Origin of the sequence: Kolteria novifilia (genome assembly GCA_007748055.1) — a bacterium.
GTDB lineage: Bacteria > Planctomycetota > Planctomycetia > Kolteriales > Kolteriaceae > Kolteria > Kolteria novifilia.
The window spans coordinates 4,878,482-4,901,112 of sequence record CP036279.1 but is presented as its reverse complement, the minus strand read 5'-3'; the positions used below and the strand labels follow the sequence as shown (position 1 = coordinate 4,901,112).

Annotated in this window: 13 protein-coding genes; 6 read left to right on the top strand and 7 right to left on the bottom strand. The window is 62.2% G+C overall.

Annotated elements, in window-relative coordinates:
• Nucleotides 1-146: 146 nt before the first annotated feature.
• A complete protein-coding gene (locus tag Pan216_RS17975) occupies nucleotides 147-1,046 on the bottom strand; it encodes a tyrosine recombinase (RefSeq protein WP_145259981.1) in 900 nt (299 codons plus the stop codon).
• A 188-nt stretch (nucleotides 1,047-1,234) separates the two neighbouring features.
• Here Pan216_RS17975 and Pan216_RS17970 point away from each other — a divergent pair, with 188 nt between their 5' ends.
• On the top strand, nucleotides 1,235-2,197 hold the full coding sequence (locus tag Pan216_RS17970) for a UDP-glucuronic acid decarboxylase family protein (RefSeq protein WP_145259979.1): 963 nt from the start codon (nucleotides 1,235-1,237) through the stop codon (nucleotides 2,195-2,197).
• 86 nt (nucleotides 2,198-2,283) lie between these two features.
• Here Pan216_RS17970 and Pan216_RS17965 read toward each other — a convergent pair whose 3' ends face one another.
• Nucleotides 2,284-2,487: a hypothetical protein gene (locus Pan216_RS17965; RefSeq protein ID WP_145259977.1), complete on the bottom strand. Its 204-nt coding sequence runs from the start codon at nucleotides 2,485-2,487 to the stop codon at nucleotides 2,284-2,286.
• A 353-nt stretch (nucleotides 2,488-2,840) separates the two neighbouring features.
• On the opposite strand from Pan216_RS17965, the gene Pan216_RS17960 reads away from it, so the two are divergent.
• Nucleotides 2,841-3,839, top strand: a complete 999-nt coding sequence (locus tag Pan216_RS17960; RefSeq protein ID WP_145259975.1) for a 3'-5' exoribonuclease YhaM family protein — start codon at nucleotides 2,841-2,843, stop codon at nucleotides 3,837-3,839.
• Nucleotides 3,840-3,847: 8 nt separating this feature from the next.
• Here the strand turns inward: Pan216_RS17960 and Pan216_RS17955 are convergent, their stop codons facing one another.
• The 5 genes from Pan216_RS17955 to Pan216_RS17935 form a co-directional block, all read right to left on the bottom strand.
• Nucleotides 3,848-4,348 carry an NUDIX hydrolase gene (locus Pan216_RS17955; protein WP_419192679.1) on the bottom strand — a complete coding sequence of 167 codons (501 nt, stop codon included), beginning with the start codon at nucleotides 4,346-4,348 and terminating at the stop codon, nucleotides 3,848-3,850.
• A 36-nt stretch (nucleotides 4,349-4,384) separates the two neighbouring features.
• The gene (locus tag Pan216_RS17950) at nucleotides 4,385-4,672 is read right to left on the bottom strand and encodes a hypothetical protein (RefSeq protein ID WP_145259971.1); all 288 of its coding nucleotides are present in this window, start codon (nucleotides 4,670-4,672) and stop codon (nucleotides 4,385-4,387) included.
• Nucleotides 4,673-4,790: 118 nt separating this feature from the next.
• Complete coding sequence (locus Pan216_RS17945) at nucleotides 4,791-5,189, bottom strand: hypothetical protein (protein WP_145259969.1); 399 nt, start codon at nucleotides 5,187-5,189, stop codon at nucleotides 4,791-4,793.
• A 195-nt stretch (nucleotides 5,190-5,384) separates the two neighbouring features.
• Nucleotides 5,385-7,811 (bottom strand): DnaB-like helicase C-terminal domain-containing protein, encoded by a 2,427-nt coding sequence (locus tag Pan216_RS17940; protein ID WP_145259967.1) that lies wholly within the window; start codon nucleotides 7,809-7,811, stop codon nucleotides 5,385-5,387.
• 519 nt (nucleotides 7,812-8,330) lie between these two features.
• Nucleotides 8,331-14,666: a hypothetical protein gene (locus tag Pan216_RS17935; protein WP_145259966.1), complete on the bottom strand. Its 6,336-nt coding sequence runs from the start codon at nucleotides 14,664-14,666 to the stop codon at nucleotides 8,331-8,333.
• Between the two features lie 830 nt (nucleotides 14,667-15,496).
• Here Pan216_RS17935 and Pan216_RS17930 point away from each other — a divergent pair.
• The 4 genes from Pan216_RS17930 (at nucleotide 15,497) to Pan216_RS17915 (ending at nucleotide 22,236) form a co-directional block, all read left to right on the top strand.
• Nucleotides 15,497-16,807, top strand: a complete 1,311-nt coding sequence (locus tag Pan216_RS17930; RefSeq protein ID WP_145259964.1) for an excinuclease ABC subunit UvrC — start codon at nucleotides 15,497-15,499, stop codon at nucleotides 16,805-16,807.
• Between the two features lie 206 nt (nucleotides 16,808-17,013).
• Complete coding sequence (locus Pan216_RS17925) at nucleotides 17,014-17,424, top strand: type III secretion system chaperone family protein (protein ID WP_145259962.1); 411 nt, start codon at nucleotides 17,014-17,016, stop codon at nucleotides 17,422-17,424.
• A gap of 357 nt (nucleotides 17,425-17,781) precedes the next feature.
• Nucleotides 17,782-19,503: a DNA polymerase/3'-5' exonuclease PolX gene (gene polX, locus Pan216_RS17920; protein ID WP_145259960.1), complete on the top strand. Its 1,722-nt coding sequence runs from the start codon at nucleotides 17,782-17,784 to the stop codon at nucleotides 19,501-19,503.
• Between the two features lie 255 nt (nucleotides 19,504-19,758).
• On the top strand, nucleotides 19,759-22,236 hold the full coding sequence (locus tag Pan216_RS17915) for a S41 family peptidase (RefSeq protein WP_145259958.1): 2,478 nt from the start codon (nucleotides 19,759-19,761) through the stop codon (nucleotides 22,234-22,236).
• The last annotated feature ends 395 nt before the right edge of the window (nucleotides 22,237-22,631 follow it).

The window sequence follows — 22,631 nt, the reverse complement described above, 5'->3', positions numbered from 1 at the left end:
GATCCTTGCTGACTGGTTGGTGGTCGATCGCACGCGGAGACGTCAGGCGATTGCGCCCGCGTTCGCTCCGCTGGAGGAGTTCTTCCAACGCTGTTCGGTGGTATCGGTGCATTGTGGGGAGGCTAGGGGCGAGGAACAAGCGTTTGTCACGCTCGAGGGTGAAAGCGGGAGTGAATCTTCTTGAGGCGACTGGAGTCGACGCGGGTGTAGTGCTGCGTGGTGGCGATGTTCGCGTGCCCCAAGAGTTCCTGGATGTGACGCAGATCGACGCCCCGGGAAAGCAGATGAGTGGCGAAACTGTGTCGCAAGGTGTGGGGGCTGACGCGATCACCCACGCCGATGCGCCGCGCGTACTTCTTAACAAGTTTCCAGATGTCGACGCGGGAGAGGACCTTGCCACGTTTGGAGAGAAAGACCTCCTCGGGCTCGCTCTGATCGCCGACGAGGGCCGGACGGAGTCGACGAAGATACTCCTCCAGGCAGCCTTGGGCGGAAGGGCCGAACGCGACGATCCGCTCCTTGTTCCCCTTGCCCCGACAACGGCAGTAGCGTTCTTCGAGCAAGAGATCGGCGACGCGTAGCGACGCGACCTCGGAGGCTCGAGTTCCGGTGGCGTACATCATCTCAAGCAGCGCACGGTCCCGGTAGTAGAGTCGATCTTGCGGTCGAGGGGAGGCGAGGAGTTCGTCGACTTGGCGATCGCTGAGGACGAAAGGAAGTCGCTCCCAGAGGCTCGGGCGGTTGAGAAGCTCGGCGGCGCTGGCGGTGATGTGACCATCGAGGACCAGGAACCGGAAGAAGACTTTCAGCGAGGCGACGTGGCGGGCCACGCTCGGTGGCGCCAGCGATTCACCGTTGAGAAAGTCGAGATAGTCGCCGAGATGGACGACGGTCATGTCGGCCCAACGAGCGACAGAAACAGTTTCGAGCCACTCGAAGAACCGGACCAAATCGCGCCGGTAAGCGTCGACGGTATTGTCGCTGAGCCCACACTCGTGGCGCAGGTAGGTCTCGAACAGCGATGCGGAAAGGCTGGTATTGATCACACGATGAGGATCGTCGGATCGGTGGTGTCGACTTGCCCGGAAGCGGGCGTTCGACGCTTTGGAGTTGGTGGAATAGGTTGAATCGGCTTGCTTTTGCGAGTTGTACCGCCTATCCCAGAGATGAATCGCCTGGGAAGGCGGACCCGATCCCGCCGAAAAGCGCCGCAAGGTCTCATGGGCAGAGGGACATGTCCAAACGCAAACGCATACTCGTCACCGGCGGAGCCGGTTTTCTGGGATCTCATCTTTGCGATCGGCTCATCGAGCAGGATCACGAGGTCATTTGCCTGGATAATTTCTTCACGGGAAGCAAACGCAACGTCAGGCACTTGTTGCACGACGATCGTTTCGAGCTGATCCGGCACGACGTCACGAAGCCGATCCTGCTTGAGGTCGATTGGATCTTCAATCTCGCCTGTCCCGCGTCTCCGATCCACTACCAGTACAACCCGATCAAGACGATCAAGACTTCGGTCGTCGGGCTGCTGAACATTTTGGGGATGGCCAAGCGGGTCAAAGCCCGCGTCCTCCAAGCCAGCACCAGCGAAGTCTACGGCGATCCGGAAGTCCATCCGCAGCCCGAGACCTACTGGGGCCGCGTCAACACGATCGGCGTTCGCTCATGTTACGACGAGGGTAAGCGGTGCGCCGAGGCGCTCTGCATGGACTACCACCGCTCCAACGGCGTCGACGTTCGCATCGTTCGGATCTTCAACACTTACGGCCCACGAATGGCGCTCAACGATGGACGGGTCGTGAGCAACTTCATCGTCCAGGCACTGCGAGGCGAACCGCTGACGGTGTACGGCGATGGTACCCAGACTCGCTCGTTCTGCTATGTCGACGATTTGATCGAAGGCATCTTGCGGTTGATGGCGTACGAGGGGGAGCAGTGTCACGAGCCCCACAACATCGGCAACCCCGGCGAGTTCACGATGAACGAGTTGGCCGAGATGGTCAATGAACTGGTGGGGAGCACGCAGCCGATCATCCACAAGCCGCTTCCCTCGGACGACCCCAAGCAGCGTCAACCCGACGCGTCGCGGTCGAAGAAGAATCTCGATTGGGAGGCTCGCGTCGCGCTGCGTGAGGGGCTCTCGAAGACGATCGAGGACTTTCGCAAGCGATTGGCCGAAGAGGACGCGGCGTAGGCGATCCAGGTTCCTGAAGAGCATCCGTGATCGGAATCACCAGGGCCGCTCGTGTCGCTCGGCCCCCGGAGGGATTGGATCCCGGCTCAGTAGATCGGAAGCTGGAAGGCCTTGCCGATCAGGACATCAATCCAGATCGCGGCCATGAGGATCGCCACCGGGATGAGTCCCAGACGCGTCCACTTTCCCATTCCCGAGGTCTTCTCCTGAAGCGTCGCGCTCACGGCGATGTATCCACCGATCAGCAGGATCGAACCGGCGAAGGCGAGCGCTGCCATAGTCGCAGGCATGGTTTCCGTACCTCCTAGTTGGTCGCACTGTCCCAAACAGATGTGTCTTTTCGTGGGCGCTCGGTTCACGATTCCTCGCGAGTTCCGTCGAACGCCTCAAGCGGATTTCCCAACGCTCCATGGCGTCGGGGTGATGCATCGTAGTGGCGACCCAAGTGGGAAGTCGAGATGCCGAGGCGAGATTTCCCCTCTCCAATGACAACTCGAGGTATGACCGAAACGCTTGTGATGATTAGGCACCCTCTCACGCCGAGGAAGGCTGGGTTTTCGACCCCAAAGAAGGTAATCTCGGGGAGCTGATTGAGTCATGGGGATCGTGACGACTGGATAGCTTCCGCCCTTCGGAGGGGACTGTGGTAGAGAAGGTGATTCTCGGTGAGATGCGGCCCGGGCAACAGGGCGACTTCTTCGTCCTGCTGGTCGAGAAGACCCGCCGAACGACGCGCGACGGCAAGCCGTTCTATTCGCTTCGCTTTCGGGACCAGACCCGTTCGGTGAGCGTTCCGGTCTGGGAGAATAGCCCCCTCTTCGAACCTTGCGAGGGGGAGTGGGAGTCGGGGCAGCACTTTAAGATTCGCGGCGTCTACTCCGAACACGAACGCTACGGATCGCAAATTGATATTCAGAACATTCGCCCGGCGGTTCCCGAGGACGCGGCCGATGGCTACGATCCCGACGCCTTCGTGCACTCGACCCGATTCAACGTCGACGAACTCTTCGACCAGATGATCGCCGATGCCGAGTCGATCGGCGATGAGCCACTACGACAGCTCGTCCTCGGCCTGCTCAAGCGACACGAGGAGGAACTCAAGAGCTGTCCCGCGGCCTCGAGGAATCATCACGCCTATCGTGGCGGCTTGATCGAGCACACCGTCTCGGTCGTCGCGACGGGCCGCTACCTCGCGGAGAAGTACCAAGCGTACTACCCCGATCTCGAGCCGCCGCTCAATGCCGACCTGATCATCGCGGGCTGTCTGCTCCACGATATCGGCAAGTTGCGTGAGCTTTCCTGGGGGACGGAGACCGCGGCGTACACGATCGAGGGAAACCTCATTGGTCACATTCTCATCGGACGCGATATGATTCGCGAGGCGGCCGCGGAGATTCCCGAACTCAACCCGGAGCTGCTTCAGTACCTTGAGCACATCATCCTTTCCCATCAGGGGACGCCGGAATGGGGTTCGCCGCGCGAGCCGATGATGCCCGAAGCGCTCCTCGTTCACTTCGCCGACGACGTTGATGCCAAGATGAACATCTTTGTCGGGATTCTCGACGCCGCCGACGGTTCGACCGAGTTCACCGATGGCTCGAACGTCCTGAGGCGCAAACTGATCAAGGCGCGAAAGGTGTGATGTCGGCTCTACGATGAGGTTCGCGAATCGAGGAGTAACGGCTCGCGTGGCACACGTCCTTCCGCGAGCTGCATCAGGAGACCGACGACTCCCTGTGGCATCACCGGGAGTATGCTCTCCGGCAGCTCGTCCAGTTCCCACCAGCGATGTCCGACGACGTAGAGGCGTTCTTCCGCGTTCAAGCCACTGTCGTCAATCTCCGCCACCTGCGTCGTTGCGACATAGTATCGCTCGCGAAAAAGAGTCTCCTCGCCCTGGATGAGAAAGGAGCGTTCGCGAACCGCTACCTGGGAACCCAACTCGATCGCCAAGCCCGTTTCTTCCATCAGCTCCCGACGAGCGGCCGTCGGATAGTCCTCGCCGGGTTCAACCCCGCCCCCAGGCGTCGCCCAGTACTCGATGAGCCACGGCCGAAGCGGATCGGGTGGCGAGGAGTCGCGGTGACGAAAGAGGAGAACCCGTGATCGGGGATCGAAGAGGATCACGCGGACTGTTGGTCGAACGTTCAATGCTCGCAACCTTCCGGGACGCTTCGGGTTCAGGATTCACTTCGAGGCGTTTCGGCGGTCTCGCCAGGTGTGGACGAGCACCACGATGCGGCGGGAACCGCGTCCGAACCAGTAGAAGACGACCGTTCCGACGACAAAGATGCCCACGCCGGTCATGATCGTGTAGCGGTGAATCTTGCCCTCGATGATCGCTTCGAGGATGCCGGTGGCGATGCCGATCACGCCTAACAGCACGGGCATGCCGAGCAGGTAGAGAAGAACACAGCCCCAGCCGGCAAGCTGCTCGCTTTCCTTGGGATCGATTTGTTCCGAGTCGTCGAGCATTGGCAAATTCACTCGCTTGAGGGGACGCGCAATCTCTTCGGCGGAAATCATACGGAAGCGCGGCCGGAAATCTTGTCGGACGACTTGCTGACAGGTATCCGCCGGGAATCGCCTGTTTTCAAGTTGCCGTGAAAGGAGGCCAGCGTTCGCCGTCGACGAGGACGTCCTGGATGGTCTCTTCGGGAAGGCTGCCACGCAGACTGCTGGCGAGTCGTTGCTTGCCGACATTGGCTGGGGAGAGCCAAACGGAGAGTCCACGGCTCGAACGCCACCGCGTCGACTCGTAGGAGGAATCCTCCTCGCTCTCGTGGGTGGATAGTTCTTCCTCATGTCGCAGTGCCAGTGGCTTGGGGAGTTCGCCCGCTTCCAGATCGAGCAGGGCGTCCTCATCGATAACTGCCCGGAGGCCGACGTCGCGCTGTTCGGAGCACCAGCGGGAAAGGGCTTCGCCGAGAACCTTCAGTTGGTCCGGAAACGCGTCATTGCGGGGAACAATGAAGAATTGAATCGCCTGCATGGATGAATCCCGATCCTTGGGGAAGATGGTCGATCATGGCGCGACCCGCGCGAGCGTGGATGGCAGGGAACGAAGCCTCGGAGGTCCGTCTACCTCGAGGACTCATGAAGATACCGTCGGCGGCTTGTCAGCCAGTGTTGACGCGGCGCGTCAAAGGCGGGCCAATGGCCCACCCGACTCCCTGATCGTTGTAAGTTAGCCGGCATCGTCGGCATTGTCTCGGATGAGGAGGTACTTTCCGATCAAGTAGAGCGAGGCCCAGGAACCCGCCGCGCCGAAGGGATTTTTGAGCGCTCCGACTTCAAAGAGCGTGGTGTCGGGGACATCGTGCGACTTTTCGGCGCCAACGCGGTAATCGGCCGCGTAGTTGAGCAATCCGAGGACGAAGTCGGCCTCTTGATCCGAACCGTCTTCCCGGAGGTTGGCGAGGACCGGGCGCGCGCCACGAATGATGTTGATCGAGTCCTTGAACCGTTCGGTTCGGCCGACCTTGGTCCGGACATCGGCCGGCACGGTGTCGTAGGCGATCTCGGTTCCCGCGACGACGGGAGCGTAGACTTCGCTGGAGAGCGACTTGAGCCGTCGAGAGATTGCGACCATCTCCTTCTCTTGCCCGCCGGCATTGGAAGAGGGGGCGATTCGCTGGAGAAAATCGACGAAGATGCCTCCGATCGGCCCCTTTTCCTTGAGCATGCGGGCGTAGGCGGCGATCTCGTCGACTGTCCAGGCGGGACGATAGACGATCTGGATCCGGCCTTCCCAGGAGCGAAGCCGTTCCTTCGCTGCCGAAAGGGACTTCGGATCGGGCCACTCCGACTTGAGTTCCCGCACCGACGGATCGCGGAGATAGCTGGCGATCTCGCCGACGCTCCATCCGTCGCCCGCCTCGACCGACAATATCGACAGGAGGCGATGGTAGATGCGCACCTCGGGCTCCGCCGCGGTGTAGAAGATGAAGGAATCGTCCCGACCCGCGTCGTCGGACATGCGCATCCAGTTGGCCAGAAGCCCGATAAGGAACGCGGTCTTGCCATGCCCGGGACGCGCCGCGACCAGCGAGAGTTCCCCGGGCTTGAAGCGAATGTCCAGCGTGTCGAGCGCCCGCCATCCCGAGCGAGAGCCGGTCGGGCCCTCGGCACTTTCGCGATCGAGACGTTCGACCGAAAGCGCCAAGGGAGCTTCCTGGCGGACCTGAACCGCCGAGAGATCGACGGAGACCTTGTGGGCGAGCTTGAGCACGTCGATCTCGGGACGCGACAGCTTCAGCAAGGCGTCCCGCAGGACCTTGTCGACATGACGGCGGACGCCATGCTGCGTGGCGAGGTCGACGAGGTGCTCGTACGCATAGCCGGTGCGCTCGGCCGCGGAGCGCAGCAAGTCCTCTCGCTCCAAGATCGCCCATTCGCCGCGGAGCGATCCGGTGTAGTCGAGCACTTTTTCGATTGCTTGGCGCCGTTGGATCTCCCCACTCTCGGGTGAGACGTCGCCCATCATTCGCAATCCGCAGTAGACACTGCTGCTCACCGAGCGGCTCAGATGCTGCTTCCATGCCCCGATGCCCGACTCGACAACCAGGCGTTCCGGATCGAGGTGGTTGGGGAGGGAAGGGGCGACGTAGGTCATGATCCCCGCGTCGGAGAGTCGGTTGAGCGACTCGAAGAGGGCGGTGTCGCCTCCTCGTCCCGATTCGAAGCAGAGAGTGACGCTGCGAACCTTGTGACGTTTGAGCGTTTCGACTTGGGGGCGCGAGAGTTCTTCCTCGCCGCTAGCGACAACTCGGGTATCGCCGCGCGCTTGGAGGATGAACGCGTCGAAGACGCCCTGGACGAGGACCAAGTCCTTGTGTCGATGCCGCAGCGACAGATTGAAGCAGAGCGGAAAGGCGCGCGCGGCGTCGGGAGTCGCGAGGCCGGTGCTCTTGGTCGTTCCCTTCGGGGGACTCTCGCCGGGCCAGCGGGCGTAGAAGGTCACCGGGCGACCGTGCTCGTCGGCCCAGGGGACGATGATGTGATCCTCGAACGACTTGTCGAGCAAGCCGACGTTGTCGATGTCCTCGGAGGCGTGGGCATCCTCTTGGAGCGACTGGCGAACTTCGGCGACTTTGCCGAAGAGGCCGAGCTGAAAGTCCTGAATTTCATCGTCGGAGAACCCGCGCGCGTCGCGCAGGTAGTTTCGCATCGCCTCCCCCTGGGGAGACCAGAGTCGACGCTGCCCGTCGGCGATTACCGACTCGAGGATCGCGTGGCGTGACTCGCGCCGCCTGGCTCGTTCGACGACATCCTCGCGGAACGGCTTTCGTGGCATGCTGACGCCGGCGGCTTGGGCCAGACGTTTGACGGTTTCGAGGAATTCCTCGCTCGTCTTGGGCGTGGAGCCTTTGTTGACGTACCCGACGAGGGAGACGGTGTGGCCGCACTTATTGATGCGGTAGCACTTGAGGACGTACCCGGACTTGTAGACCGAGGCGTCGCGAAAGTTGCAGCGAGGACAACGAACGTTGTAGTAGAAGCCCTTGTCGTTGGGTTCGAGGTCCTTGAAGACCGTCGCGCGATCAAGGACGGGAAAGACCTTGCGATCGAGGAACTCGATGAGTTCGTTCTTGCCGTAAACGTCCTGTTTCAAGGAACCGATCCTTTCTCGTTGCTGGCTCGTTGGACGCCAACGTCCGAGGTGCAGCCGGTGGTCCGCGAGACTCGAGGCGGAGGCGCTGCCGAGTGGGACGTTCTGGTGTCAGCTCGTTGTGACCATGGTAGTCCGTCGGGCCTGGGAGAAGCCACCGTCAAACGACGGTCGATCGCGGAATCCCGGTCCGACCCAATCGTCGGCCGATTCCACCCGCGTTCACCTCGACCGTTCCGGTCCTCCTGGGTGGAGCGACATCGCCGCTCCGATCGGGAGAACGTTCCGTTGGCAGAGACCCCGCCAAGCCTACTAGCAGCTTACCGGATGAAGGGATTTGGGTGCGACCGTCGTTTCCATTCCGAGCAAAACGTTGCGCGGTGTCGGGACGGTTCTAGGGGTTCTAGCGAGTCCGCGCCGTGAGTGGAGGAGAGCTTCGCGCGGCGAACGAAAAAAGCCCGTCCCTCCATGTGGAGGAACGGGCTTGGTTGGACGTCGGTCAGATCGACCACGCGGGAGCCATTAGAGCCCGAACGTGGTTTCCAGGCCGAGTTTCTCTTCCTCTTCCTCGAGGATGATGATCCGCGGGGTGACCATCAGCATCAAGCTTCGCGAGATACGGGCACTGGCCGCATTCTTGAAGAGACGGTTGACGTACGGCAGCTTGCTCAGGACCGGCGTGCCGAATTCGTTGCGAGCTTCCTGGTGCGTCTTGAGACCACCGAGGAGGATCGTTCCGCCGTCGGGCACGTTGACGGTCGTCTGAACCGACTGGACCGCGACGGTCGGCAGTTCGATCGTCGCCGTCGCCGTTCCCGCCGATCCGACGAGTCCCGAGCCACCCGCGGTCGCCCCGACTTCGATCTGTCGCGTCGAGCCAGGCTCGATCGACTGGATGAGCGGGATGACCTGGATCCGGACGAAGCGTCGGTCGGCCGACACCACCGCTTGGACCTGGAGGGTCGTACCGTCGTTGATGACGCTGACGGTCGGATCGAAGGCCGCCGCCCCCGCGGAGATATTCGAGGTCGCCCCCGTGACGAACGGCACCTGACGCGAGACGATGACGCTGGCGGTTTGGCCGTTGAACATCGTCACCTTGGGAGCCGTCACCAAGTTCTGGCGACGATCACCCTGGACGGCTTCCATCAGCAGGAAGACGTCGATGTCGTTCAGGAACGCGATCCCGAAGTTGGTACCTCCAAGGGTCGTGTCACCCAAACCGGCCAGAGCAGGGACCGTTGCCTGGGCAAAGGACGACTGCGAGACCGGGATGTTGAAGTTCTGCAGGAAGTTACCCGACGGATCCCGACCGACCGTCACGCCACGGACATGGTTGCCATCGGCGCGGGCGGTGTTGCCCGGTCCCGCGGGGGCCACGTTGTTGGCATTGACCAACGGCAGTGGGTTGCCCGGAGGGCTGAGCTGGTTGGCAGTCGGATCGGACTGAATGATCCAGTCGTCGTTGTTGTTGTCGAACGTCACGTCGAAGTCGATACCGATCCGCTCGAAGAACTCCTCGGTCACGTCGACAAAGCGAACCTCGACGGTGATCTGCAGGTCCTGGAGACGACGCAACTGCGTGAACATGTCGGCGAGTTGCTCGTGGACCTCCTGGGTCTGGGTAACGACGAAGCTCCGGTTGGGTTCGAAGTACCCGATGGAACCGAGTCCACCATTCTCTTCCCAGGTGTCGGTCGCGATCGTGGTGCGGATGAGCTCCATGACGTCCTCGGCGATGTCCTCACCGGTGTCGCCCTGGCCGAGACCACCCTGGCCGCCGCCTCCGCCGCCGCCGCCGAAGCCACCGCCTCCGCCGCCGCCGCCGAAGCCACCGCCTCCGCCGCCGCCTCCACCGAAGCCGCCGCCGCCTCCACCGAAGCCGCCGCCACCTCCGCCCAAGCCGCCACCGCCTTGGCCACCGCCGCCGAGAGCACCTTGACCGGCGTTGCCGCCGCCAAGAGATCCCGCCAGACCGATGCCGCCACTGTTGAAGTCGATGATCGGGATGACGAGGTCCGCCACCGGGTAGACTCGGGTGACGAGCTCGCTTCCGGTTTCCTGGGCATCCGTGATGAGGAGCACCTCATCCTGGATCAGGAACGTCAACTCCATCGGCTTGAGGATCAGCCGCAACGCACTCTTCAGGGAGACTCCCTGGAGCGAGAGCGTCACGGGGACATCCGGATCGAGCCCGAGGATATCCAGACCGTTTTGGTCGAGCACGATGTTCACGCCCGTCGAGTCCTGGAGGAACTCGACCGCGTCACGAAGCGTCGTGTCCTGGAAGTCGATGTCGATCGGCTGCTTGAGAGCCTGTTCGATCCGACGGGTCGCTTCGCTCTTCTCGGTCAGGTCGACCGCGTCGCGGTACTTCGCCCGCAGCGTGGTCAGGTCTTCCCAGAACTTCGCATCGGGGAAGTCCAAGGGTTCGGCGTCCGATCGCGGAATCGAAGCCTTTTCGACCTCGTAGATCGCTTCCCAGAACCCTTCCTGCTTCTTCTCCTCGACCTCGTTGATCAGGAGATAGTGCCGCGCGAGTCGGGCACGCCACAGGGCGGCGTGGCCGAACACCTCGTCGGGGTCGATCTCGGTCACTTGGTAGGCGACCGTCTCGGCCTCCGAGAAGCGCCCCTCGTCCATCAGGGCGTTGAACCGCTTGCTGAGCTCCTTGATCTGCTGCTGCTTTTGCAGGTCGATCTGCTCCTTGTTAAGCTGTCCCTCGACAATGGACTCGGAACGACGTTGCGCGATGTTCTCGATCTCCAGCCGCTTACGCTGGTTCTGGTAGTCCTGGATGCGGCGATCGAGCTGGCGGACCAGCGGTTGGGTCAGCTCGGAACTGAGGGCTGACTCCTTGATCGTCGCACGGGTCGACTCGAGCAGCGCGATGGCCGACTCGGGTTCGCTGGTGAAGAGCTGGCCCGCCCGGGTCAGCGAGTTGATCGTCTCCTGACGCAGTTTCTGGGCGAGCACCCGTTCGCGTCGGATCGACTCCTGGATCAAGTCGCGATCGGAGGTCGTCCGAGCTCCCGGGATCGTGGCGCCGGGAGCGGTCCCGGTCTTGGCCGTACCGCTGGGAGCCGGGGCCGGGGCCGTATCACTCACGCTGGCCTTGCCCTGCGTGAAGCGAGTCGGGAAGTCGTTGGCTCCCATCGCCGGACCACCGATCGGAAGTTCCGTGGCCGGTTGGAATGCCGGTTGACGATCCGCGATGCTGCGTCGACCGGGCGTCGACGAGGTCGGCACCACGTCGCGGTCCATCCCCTCGGGCGTCCGCTTGGACGCGACGCTCGGGATCGGCTCGCTCGCACCAGCCGCCTCGACCGGAATCATGCTCTCGCCCTTGGTGCTGGCGGGGGCCGATTCCTTGGCCGGCTTCGCCACAGGCGTCGTCGCGGCGATGGACGTCACGACTTGCTTGCTGACTTCCGGCATCTTGGCGACGCTCTTGCTCGTTTCGACCACCTTCTCGACCGGGGCCGAGGTCTTGTCGACCTTGGGCAGAGTCTTCACACCACTCATCGAGGCGACGTCGGACGTCGTTCCCCCCTTCGAGGTGTCGGCGACCTTGTCGACCTTCGGGAAGGTATCGAGCTTGGGCAGCGATTCGGTTCGCTTCGGCGTCTTCGCCTGGGCGATCGCCTGCTCGACCTTGGCCGTCGTCTCCGGCATCTTCGGCGAAGGCGTGCTTGCCTTCTTCGAGAGCCCACCGAAGATCGGCGGCGGCGGAGGTAGCTCCGCGACCGACATCGTCGACTTGGCCGGCTTCGACTCCACCTTGGCGACGGTCTTGGTCTTCGGCGACTTCGTCGAAGCGACGGTCTTGGTCTTGGAAGACGTCATCGTCGGGGCGACGGTCTCGGTCTTGGAAGACGCCATCGTCGGGGCGACGGTCTCGGTCTTGGAAGACGCCATCGTCGAAGCGACTGTCGTCTTGACCGGCTTGGCCGTCTTGTTCGCGACCGCCGTGGGAGGAGCGGGCAGCGAACTCGTTGTCGCGAAGCCCGGAGCCTTCTCGGTCACCGGAGTCTTCGAGGCAACGCTCGTCTTGCTCGGCGTCTTGGTCTTGGTCGACTTGGTGGGAGTCTTGGGCTCCGCCTTGGCGACGCTGGTCGCTTCGGCCTCGTTCTCCTTGCCACCGAAGATCGACTTCATCGAGCCGATGCCGGTACGGACCTTCGACTTGCCCGAGCGGGCGAACCGTCCGAAGAGCGATCCCGATTCCTCGGTCTGCTCCTTTTCGGTCGCCTTGGGGGCGGGAGTCGTCGTCTTGGGCGTCACCTTCGCGACGCTGGTCGTGGCCGGCTTGGATTCCTTCTTTTCCACCGGGGTGCTCGGCATCTTCGCGGGGCTCTTCGCCTGGGCGACGAGCTTGGTCGAGGAGGTCGAGACCTGCTGGGGAGCCTTGGGCTCGAGCGAGACGACCGGTTGGACCGTCTTCGCCGCGGCAGTCGCGTCGGTTTGAACCGGAATGCGGCTCGCTCCGCTCTGTCCCGTCATGTTCGTCGCGATCGCCGTCGACGTCGGAATCGGTTTGACGGGAGTCGCGGACTTGGGCAGGGCCGAAGTCGTCCGCGTTGCGACCGGGGTGGCCGGCTTGGTCGTGCGGGCCGAAGCCAATGCGGTCGACGGTGTCGCCTGGCCGGTGGTGATCATCGACGAGAGATCCGCGAGAGCCCGCCGTTCCGTCGCGTCGAACGAATTCGAGTAGCGAACGGCATAGGTGAGGTAGACCTTCGCTTGAGTCTTCTCGCCACGATCAATCGCTTCCTTCGCCTTGTTCAGTAGGGCGAGTCCCTTGTTACGGTTGTCGACCTTCTGAATCGTCTCGAGCAATGTGTCGGCTTCGCCGTGCATGTTGTAGTTGCCCGACTTCAGCTTCATCGCGAGGCCGTGAGCCTCCTGAAGCTTGCCGGCGCGGATCAAGCTCTCGACCTGCGTCTTGATCGCCGCCCCCTCGGGGTTGGAAGCCTTCCAGTCGCTCGTCGGCTTGGTGGCGCTGGCGAGCGAAGCGTTGCTCGCGGGCATTGACGTGGCCGGTGGAGCACTCGTCGGCGTGGTCTGGGCCAAACCGGCGTCCGTACGCTCCTGAAGTTTCCGTTTGATCTCGACGAGCAGATCCTCGGGCTTCTCCTCGTCCTTGCCGAGAGGCGCCTTGAGCACCGCGGCAAGCTGCGCCTCGCGGGCGGCTTCCTCAAGGAGACCGACCTTCATCAGTCGACGGGACCGATGCATGAGGTGCCGAGCCTGGGCGACCCGCCGTTGGACCGACTGGGGATCCTTACGATCCTGCGTCCGCTTGCGAAGGGCGGTGTGGGCTTGAAGAATCCGCTCCGGAGAATCCTCGAAGTCGGCGAACGTGACGTTCATCGCCTTGGCACGTTGGGCAAGCGCGACCGCTTGCGGGTACTGGCCTTCGTTGAGGGCCTTACGCGCCTCGCTGACCAACTTAATGGCCTGCTGCTTCTTCGGCGAAGGCGCGGAAGACGCCGTCGCCTTCGCGGCGGTGTTCATCGCGTTCTTTTGCTGGCGAGCGAACGCCAAGCCCTTGCGGAGCTGGCTCGACTTCCAACCGAGGTTGGCGTCCTTGCCGGCGAGGCTCTCGGCGCTCTTCAGATACTGCTCGGCCTGATCGAGCTTGCCTTGACGCAGGCTCGACTCGGCTTGAACCAGCAACGACTGAGCTTGCTGGCGAGCCTTCTCCGGGTCGACGTTCTTCGGCGTCGGCTGTCCCGAAGCGGGCGCGGCGCTCTTCATGTAACCCAGGAGCTTGTCCGGCGTCTCGTCGAAGGGCCGGTACATCACGTTGAGCTGCTTGGCTTGCAAGCAGAGGGTCCGTGCTTGGTCGTACTGACCAGCTCCCATCTGTCGGCGGGCCTCACGCAAGAGGCTGAGGGCTCGCTGACGGTTGATTTCGTTGGAGGATCCCGCCGCAGCGATCGACGGCGAGGAGTCGCTCTTGCGAATGGAGGTGCCGCGCGGAGCGGACGACTCGGCTTCCTCGGCAGGCGCGCCGTTGGACGGCTTGGCCTTCTTGCCATCGGAGTAGCCTTGAGTCTCCTTGCCGTCCGGCTGCTGCTGGCGAGCGACTTCGATGTCGCGAAGCAGCTTGTCGGGCGTGTCGCCGAAGAGCCAGTAGCCTTGGTAGCGCGAGGCTTCCTTGGCGAAGCGTTCGGCTTGCTCGAGATGACCCTTGGAGAGCCATTCGCGGCCGTTGGCGAGAAGTTCGCGTGCCGCGGTCCGCGTCATCGTCTCCCCCTGGGAGGGAATCGGCGGCGTCGGCACCATCTCGGCGTGGGAAGCCGCTTTGATCGAGCTCTCCTCGACCTTCGGCTTTTCCACGGTGACGGTCTCGCTGTCATCGCCACGACGGCGGAAGACATTCGACCAGAAGCCTTGCTTCTTGTCACCCCGCAGCTCCTCGCCGAGGGCGTCAACGCGTTGGCGTTCCTCCTCGGAGAGATAGCGATTCGCGGTGACTCGTTTCACGAGGTTGAAGGCGGTGGTGTGATCCCCCGCCTTGAACGCCCGTTCGGCCTCACCGAGCTCGGCTTGAGCTTGGGCTCGGGACTGCAGGGCGGCACGCGTCCTGCGTTGAAAGTCATCCAGGACTTCTCGGTCCTTCTCGGAGAGACGCGTCGCGCCCTCTCGAGCCGCGCGGAATGCACGGGCCGACTGTTCGTAATCGCCTCGGCGGAAGAGCCGAATGCCTTCCCGCAGTTCCACTCCCGGTTCGGACGTGTCGGCAACGATCCTCGTCTGGGAGGGTTGGCTGGTCTGTGACCAAGCGAATTCAGTCGCCGACAGGCCGACGCACACGCTTAACGCGGAGGCGAAGAATCTTGCTCGTCGCAACGCCGTCACCCTTTCAATTGTCCCCAAGCACTCTCGTTGAACTGGAGCACGACGAAACGCCAGCCTGGGGCCAAGCGATCGCCCTGATACCCCGCTCCTGTCGTGGTCGGTTTCCCCCGAAGCAAACCACGACTGATCCAAGGTCCAATGCGCGTCCCGGGTGTCGGCTTCAAGTGGCGAGTTCAGCGGAGAGGACGGTCCTCTCAAGGAGAGGGCGCACGGTCGCTGAGTCGCGTGGTGTGTTGCAGTTGGTTGTGGGGCGGATAACTCTCCAAGTTTTTCCTGTCAACAGCGGTTGACGCCCTTTTCCCCGACTTGGCGAGCATTTCTGAAAGTTAAAATCAAGCTCCCTCGCGGAGTGGGACAAGTGGCGTGGAGAAGGTGGTTGGCGAAGGAATATAATGTCTCGGCGACTTTGGGCCCTACGTGGAAAACGCCGACCTCAACGACTCGGCAAGAGCGCGTCGACGGGCAAGAGTCACTCCTGTAGGTCAGGCCATTGCCTGACATGGGGTGGACTCCTGTGGTGGCCGATCTAGGCTTAAACGTTTCCCCTCACCCTGTGGGAGAGGGGTTAGGGGTGAGGGGGGCGCATACGCGAGCTACCCTTAATTCTCCGGGCCGGATTCTCCCTCGCCCGGCTCACGACGTTCGCCGACCTCTCCCCAAGGAGAGGTGAGAAGCACCCGACACTTAGAGCTAGATGGACCCGTAGGTCAGGCCATTGCCTGGCGTGAGCTGAGTCTTGTCAGGCAATGGCCTGACCTACGATGGGACGTTTCCCCGCACGCGGACAACTGCAAGGAAAGCGAAAAGACAACGTGGCGGACATGGCCAGCGATCGGCGCACGCCGAAAGAAAAGGCACGCGACTTCCCCGACGGACCGGGCGTCTATCTGATGAAGGATAAGCGCGGACGCGTCATCTACATCGGCAAGGCCAAGAACCTCCGTAGCCGGGCGTCGACTTACTTCACCGAGGCCGCGGCCCAGGATCGCCGCACCGCCGACATGGTGCCGCTCATCGCCGACATCGACTTCCTCAATACCGACAGCGAAGTCGACGCGCTGCTCATGGAAGCGCGGCTCATCAAGGACATCCAGCCGAAGTTCAACGTCGAACTCAAGGACGACAAGTCCTTCCCCTACTTGCAGATCACCACCAACGAGGACTTTCCCCGCGTCGAGTTCACGCGCGAACCGGCCGATCGCGGCGTCAAGCTCTACGGCCCCTTCGCCAGCGCCAAGTCTCTGCGCGGAGCGATTCAAGTGTTGCAACGCGTCTTCAAGTTCCGCAACTGCACGCTCGACATCGACGCCGACGACGAGAAGTGGAAGTGGTACCGTCCCTGTCTGCTCTTCAACATCAACCAGTGCACGGCGCCTTGCAATATGCGGATCAGCAAAGAGGAGTATCGCAAGGACATCCAACGGCTTCGTCTCTTTCTCGACGGCAAGCGCGACAGCCTGCTCGACCAGATGCGAAAGGAGATGAAGGAGGCCGCGAAGGAGCTCGAGTTCGAACGAGCCGCCAAGTTGCGCGACGAGATCCATTCGCTGGAGACGCTCAACCTGCGCGGCGACCTGGAGACCCACGAGCAACCCGAGGTCTTCTACATCGACCCGAAGAAGGGGCTCGCGGGACTTCGCAAGGTGCTAAAGCTCTCCTCCGAACCGAGGACGATCGAAGGGATCGACATCGCCCATCTCGGCGGATCGGAGACGGTCGCGAGTCTCGTCACCTTTCTCGACGGCATCCCGTTCAAGCCGGGCTATCGCCGCTTCCGCATCAAGACGGTTGGGGGCGTTGACGACTTTCGTTCGATTGCCGAGGTGATCGAACGCCGCTTCCGTCCCGAGCGTGAGGAGGAGTGGCCTCGGCCCGACTTGATTCTGATCGACGGCGGCAAGGGGCAACTCAGTGCCGCGCTCGACGCCTTCAAGCGAATTGGCGTCTCGCCTCCCGAGATCCTCGGTTTGGCCAAGCGCGAGGAAGAGATCTTTCGTCCCGACGAGCCCGAACCGATTCGCCTAAGCCGACACAGCGCCGGCTTGCGACTTCTGCAATCGGTCCGCGACGAAGCCCATCGCTTTGCCCGGCACTACCATCATCTCTTGCGATCGAAGAAGACCTTGGGGTAGCCGACCGTTGATCTCCTCGTTGCCGGCAGCCAATCGATCAACAAGCTGTTGGAGCAGGGACGCGAACCTCTGAGGCACGCGGGACATTCCAGGCATGGCGCCGCTTAATATGATGAGACGATGGAGTCATGGAGTTGAGACCACCCAAGCCCGACGTCGCCCGCGAGTCGTGGAAGAGACCGAGATGTTCGTGAAGGAGATCGATCATGATCGCGCCGGCGGGAGGGATGGACAACGCCCGGCTTGGGCTGCTGATCGAAGAGATGGGTTTCGAGATCGAAGGAGAGCAGGGGGCCTGGCAGTTCACCTTCGCCGATCGAACCTTGATCGTTCTGACCGACGACATGCACGACCGGATGAGGATCATGACGCCGGTCGCACGAGAGAACGAGATCGCCGAGGAGGAGTTGCGGGTGCTGTTGTCGGCGAACTTCGATCGTGCCCTCGACGCTCGCTATGCCCTAAACAAAGGGCTGCTGTGGTCGGCGTTCTTGCATCCACTGGGAACGCTCTCCGACGAACAGTTCCGCGACGGCATTCACCAAGTCGTCACGCTCGCCGACAACTACGGCACCAGCCACGCCAGTTCCGACCTCATCTTCGGCACGGAGGATTAGGGATTCAACCACGGCTAAAGGTCAGCTTCTCTTCACCTCTCCTTGGGGAGAGGTCGGCGAATGAAGTGAGCCGGGTGAAGGGACGAGCGACTTGGTGGAACAGGGCGAATTGTTGAAGAAGAATCCCCTCACCCCTAACCCCTCTCCCAGTGGGAGAGGGGAGCAAGAGACTAGCTCTCCCAGTGGGAGAGGGGAACAAGAGACTAGCTCTCCCAGTGGGAGAGGGGAACAAGAGACTAGCTCTCCCAGTGGGAGAGGGGAACAAGAGACTAGCTCTCCCAGTGGGAGAGGGGAACGAAGTTGGCCGTCAACTACGCCTAGGGGACGCACCGCTTGCGTCATGAAAGTCCTTCACCAATGAATCGCAAAGAGATTGCCAAGGTCCTCGATGAGTGCGGCACGCTGCTGGAACTGAAGGGCGAGAATCCCTTTCGGGCCAATGCGTACCACAACGCCTCGCGGGCGATCCAGCGACTCGAAGGTGATCTCGACGATCTGCTCGAACAGAAGAAGCTCGGGAGCGTCAAAGGGATCGGCAAGACGATGGTCGAGAAGGTCGAGGAACTGGTCGAAACCGGTTCGCTCAAGTTTCTCGAGAAGCTTCGCGGCGAAGTCCCCTCGGGCTTGGTCGAGATGTTGCGGATCAACGGCTTCGGACCCAAACGCATTCATCAAGCGTACAAGGAACTAGGCGTCGACAGCGTCGAGAAGCTCAAGCTGGCGGCAAGCGACGGCCGGCTCGCGGGCATGAAGGGATTCGGCAAGAAAACGGCCGAAAAGGTGCTCGAAGGGATCGCTTTTCTCGACGAATCGGGCCGCCGGGTGCTCTATCCCGTCGCGCGGGAACTCGCCGAGCGGGTCATGGAGGCCCTCGCGGGGCATCCGGCGATCAAACGGATGACGCTTTGCGGGAGTCTGCGCCGCGGCCGGGCGACGATCAAGGACATCGACCTGCTCGTTGCCAGCGACGACTCCGAACCGATCATGAAGCAGTTCGTCGAACTCCCCGATGTCCGTCAGATCGTCGGTCACGGCAGCACCAAGTCGAGTGTCGTCCTCGACAACGGCATGGCATGCGACCTGCGTGTCGTCGCCGACAAGCACTTCCCCTTCGCGATGCACTATTTCACGGGCAGCAAAGAGCACAACGTGGCGATGCGGGCTCGGGCCCAAGACTACGGGCTCAAGCTCAACGAGTACGAGCTCGCCGGCGAGAAAAAGAATATCGCGTGCAAGGAAGAAGAGGATATCTTCGCGGCGCTCGATCTCGACCCAATTCCGCCCGAATTGCGTGAGGATACGGGCGAAATCGCCGCGGCGGCGGACAAAAGTCTCCCGAAATTGCTCGAATCGGGCGATTTGACGGGGATCTTTCATTGCCACACCACGGCAAGTGATGGCGGGGCGACGCTCGAGGAGATGGCCGCCGGGGCGAAGGCGGCGGGGTTTGGCTATTTGGGACTCGCCGATCACTCGCAAACCGCCGCGTATGCCAATGGGCTCTCGCCGGAACGGGTGCGCGAGCAGCAGAAGAAAATTGACGCGTTTAATGCCAAATCGGACGGTTTTCGGCTCTTTAAGGGGATTGAATCGGACATTTTGGCCGATGGATCGCTCGATTATGATGAGAAAACGCTCGAATCGTTCGACTACGTGGTGGCGAGCATCCACCAACCGATGAACATGAGCGAGACGGAGATGACCGAGCGGATCTGCCGCGCGATCCGGCATCCGCGCTGCACGATGATCGGCCATCTGACCGGTCGGCTGCTCCTGCACCGAGACGGGTATCCGCTCGACGTCGAGACGATTCTTCGCGAGGCCGCCAAGCACAACACGATGATCGAGATCAACGCCCATCCTTGGCGGCTCGACCTCGATTGGGTCAACTGCAAGCGGGCCAAGGCGCTGGGCGTCAAGGTGGCGATCAATCCCGATGCCCACAGTGTCGAGGGGATCGACGACACCAAGTATGGGGTCTTGACCGCCAGGCGGGGATGGCTCGAAGCCGGCGATGTCTTCAACACCTTGCCGGTCGACGAGATCGCCAAGCGGTTGAGGGCGGGCAAGGACGGGTGAGCGGCTGCAAAAGTTTTCACGTTTCTTGGAGGTTGGACGTCCGCCAATCGTCTCGAACGCGAATCCCATAGTAGCAACTTGTCCAATGCAATCGTTTCATCTCGGCCGTGACGTGACGTAGAGTGTCCTTGCGGGCAGCCATGTTGTCGATGCAAGCGGCCCAGGGATGTTGATCGCGGTGGCGTTTGGCGGCGCCCGAGCGAACGCGGAACATATCGTTTCTGATCGCCTTCCTGGGAGCGAACCGTCGGTCCGATGTCGCCTCTTGTCCTGAGTGCCTGGCTGCTCACCATTCCGCAGATGACCACTGCCGAGTCAAGTTGGCTGGAGATGCCGCGCGTCTGGGCGGTCGTTGTCGCCATTGAGGAATACGAGGACCAGCGCATTCCCGGACGTCGTTTCGCACGGCGAGACGGCGCCGAACTCTACGATGTGATCACGTCGCCCTCGATCGTCGGAGCATCACCCGATCACGCGTGGCTCTTGACCGATCGCCCCGACGCCAAGCGGGGGGCCCTCCTCGCGACCGCCTCCAACCTGCGTGGCGTGCTGCGAACCATCAGTCGTCAATCGGGACCGCATGACATCCTTCTCCTCTCCTTCAAAGTCTCGGGGATTCCCAGTGGCTCGGAGTTCCGTTGGCTGCTCCACGGGACCGACTTTTCGCGACTGTCCGAGACGACGATTCGATCCTCGGAACTCAAGGATCTCATCGAGCACGTTCGTTGCCATGACGTCCTGACGCTCGCGGACGTCTGTTTCGCGATGCCGGCTCGCGTGCTCGAACGCCAAGCGGCGCTCGCGGACGCGAACTGGCCGGGGCTGTTCAAGGGACTGCTGGGACCAAGGCGGTTCGTCTTCAGCGCCAACGAGGCCCACGATCCGTGTCCCGTTTCCACCGACCATCGGGAAGGGCTTTTCGCTCACACCGTGATCGAAGGACTCAGCGGCAAGGCGGACACCGCCGGCGAGGAACCGGATGGTTGGATCACGGCGGCGGAACTCTGGGACTACCTCGCGAAACAACTTCCCGTCGCCGCTCAAGAGACCGTCGGGACTGATGCCAACGCCATCCCGGTTCTGTTTGGCGGGGAGCAACCTCCCTATGTGCGGATCGCCCGACACACCGAGGTGTGGCCACAACGACGCAAGCAGCTCGGGGATCTACTCGAGGCGCACCAAGCGGGCCGAATCGACGCGGAGACCTACGCCGACGGGGTGCGTCTCCTGCGGATGATGCCTCGATTCGACGAGGACCGCGAACTTCGCCGCGACTACGAACGTTTTTTGGCGGGAGAGTTGAAGGGCAAGGATCTCTCCGATCAGCGTTTGGCGCTGATTCGACGACGTCACTATAGCCCCAACGACGCGTTGCAGTTCGCGACCGATGTCTTGGAAGCGCGCAACCGAATCGAGGATGATTACGTTCGGCCCGACGTCGCGAACTGGGCGTTGGAGGTCGGGATTCGTGGTCTCTTGCGTAGCGCGGGCGAGGAGGTCCCCACCAGTATCGAGAAGCGACTCGCGCAGCGCGACCAACTGAGCGAGGACGACTGGTTCGATCTGCTGATGCAGACACGACTCTATCTTGGGACTCGCGACGACTTGCCGGGGCGGACCGCGTTGGATCTACTTCTCGCTCGGATGCTCGAGTCGCTCGATCCCTTCTCGCGTTACTTGACGCGCGAGGACTTGCAGGAACTTCGCCGCAAGAACGAGGGGCACTTCGCGGGCATCGGCGTCCTGCTGGGCGAGGACGAGAAGAACCATCAATTGCGGGTAGTGACTCCCGTGCTCGGCGGGCCGGCGTTTCGTGCCGGGCTGCGGGCGGGAGACCGAATCGCCGCGATCGATGGCCGCAAGGTGGCGGAGATTCCCTACGAGCAGGCGCTGGATCTGCTGGAGGGACGCAAGGGGTCGACGGTGACGATTTCGGTGCTTCAAGAGGGAGAGGCCGAGCCGAAGTCGATGACGATCGAGCGCGGCCCGGTCCAAATCGAGAGCGTCGTCGGCTTGCAGCGCCGTCCCGATCACTCGTGGGACTACTGGCTCGACAAGAAGGACGGGATCGGCTATGTGCGGCTGACCCGTTTCGCCAACGACACGCCGCAACAACTCCGTCGCGTCCTGAGCAATCTTCGGCGTCACGGACTTCGAGCGCTGGTGCTCGATTTGCGGTTCAACCCAGGCGGGCTACTTGAGTCGGCGACCGAAGTTGCCGATCTCTTTCTCGATGACGGACTCATCGTGGACATACGAAGTAGGACGGGTCGGTCGCGTTCGATCGAGGCCCATCGTTTTGGCACGTACCGCGACTTGGCCCTGGTCGTGATGATCAATCGCGAGAGTGCCAGTGGCAGCGAGATCGTGTCGGCGGCCTTAGCGGATCATCAGCGCGCCAAACTGGTGGGCGAGCGGAGTTTCGGCAAAGGGAGCGTGCAGGAGTTTCGAGATTTGGAGCGAGGGGGCGGCCTCAAGCTGACCACCGCGACCTTTCACCGTCCCAACGGAGCCAACCTCCATCGCTTTCCGGAGATGGGGCAAGAGGAGACCTGGGGCGTGCGACCCGAGCCGGCCTTGGAGCTCCCTCTCTATCGCGAGGACGTCGCCCAGCTTGAGGACATGCTCGAGGATCAGAAGATCATCCGACGTAAGCCCAATATTGTGAACCACCTAGAGAATGACTCGCAGCTTCGGCGAGCGCTGCGGGCGGCGCGAGTGAGTTCTCGTTAGGAGCCAGGTGGCAGGGACGTTCGTCGCTACGTGCGATTGGCGGCGAATCGCCTGTCGCGTCGACTCGATCGAGACCGATGGCGGCCGATACTCCTTCCTGGTTTCTCCATGCTTCCGCCCTAAAATGAGGCTCCCAAATTCTGCGCGGATCTGTATGATACCACTCAGGTAAGGAGATGATCCGTGCTCACGGGCTCTAGCCCGAGGGGGCGACGCGCAAGTGGGATCAACGCCCACTTGTTCTTTTTCATGGCCATCCTCTTCTTCGAAGACGTGATGCGAGGAGCCGGTGGATACGCTCTCCTCGCGGGTTAGGGCTTGAGCCAAGTGGCCACGTCCCGGGTTGGCGGTGTTGGAAGACACCGACGATGAGCTTGTTGGAAACGAATGCCGAG

What these genes read in the sequence shown, in the direction of transcription:
- Pan216_RS17915 (WP_145259958.1), top strand. Translation starts at nt 19,759, where the DNA reads ATGTCGCCTCTTGTCCTGAGTGCCTGGCTGCTCACCATTCCGCAGATG.
- Pan216_RS17930 (WP_145259964.1), top strand. Translation starts at nt 15,497, where the DNA reads ATGGCCAGCGATCGGCGCACGCCGAAAGAAAAGGCACGCGACTTCCCC.
- Pan216_RS17925 (WP_145259962.1), top strand. Translation starts at nt 17,014, where the DNA reads ATGATCGCGCCGGCGGGAGGGATGGACAACGCCCGGCTTGGGCTGCTG.
- Pan216_RS17945 (WP_145259969.1), bottom strand. Translation starts at nt 5,189, where the DNA reads ATGCAGGCGATTCAATTCTTCATTGTTCCCCGCAATGACGCGTTTCCG.
- polX (WP_145259960.1), top strand. Translation starts at nt 17,782, where the DNA reads ATGAATCGCAAAGAGATTGCCAAGGTCCTCGATGAGTGCGGCACGCTG.
- Pan216_RS17965 (WP_145259977.1), bottom strand. Translation starts at nt 2,487, where the DNA reads ATGCCTGCGACTATGGCAGCGCTCGCCTTCGCCGGTTCGATCCTGCTG.
- Pan216_RS17950 (WP_145259971.1), bottom strand. Translation starts at nt 4,672, where the DNA reads ATGCTCGACGACTCGGAACAAATCGATCCCAAGGAAAGCGAGCAGCTT.
- Pan216_RS17970 (WP_145259979.1), top strand. Translation starts at nt 1,235, where the DNA reads ATGTCCAAACGCAAACGCATACTCGTCACCGGCGGAGCCGGTTTTCTG.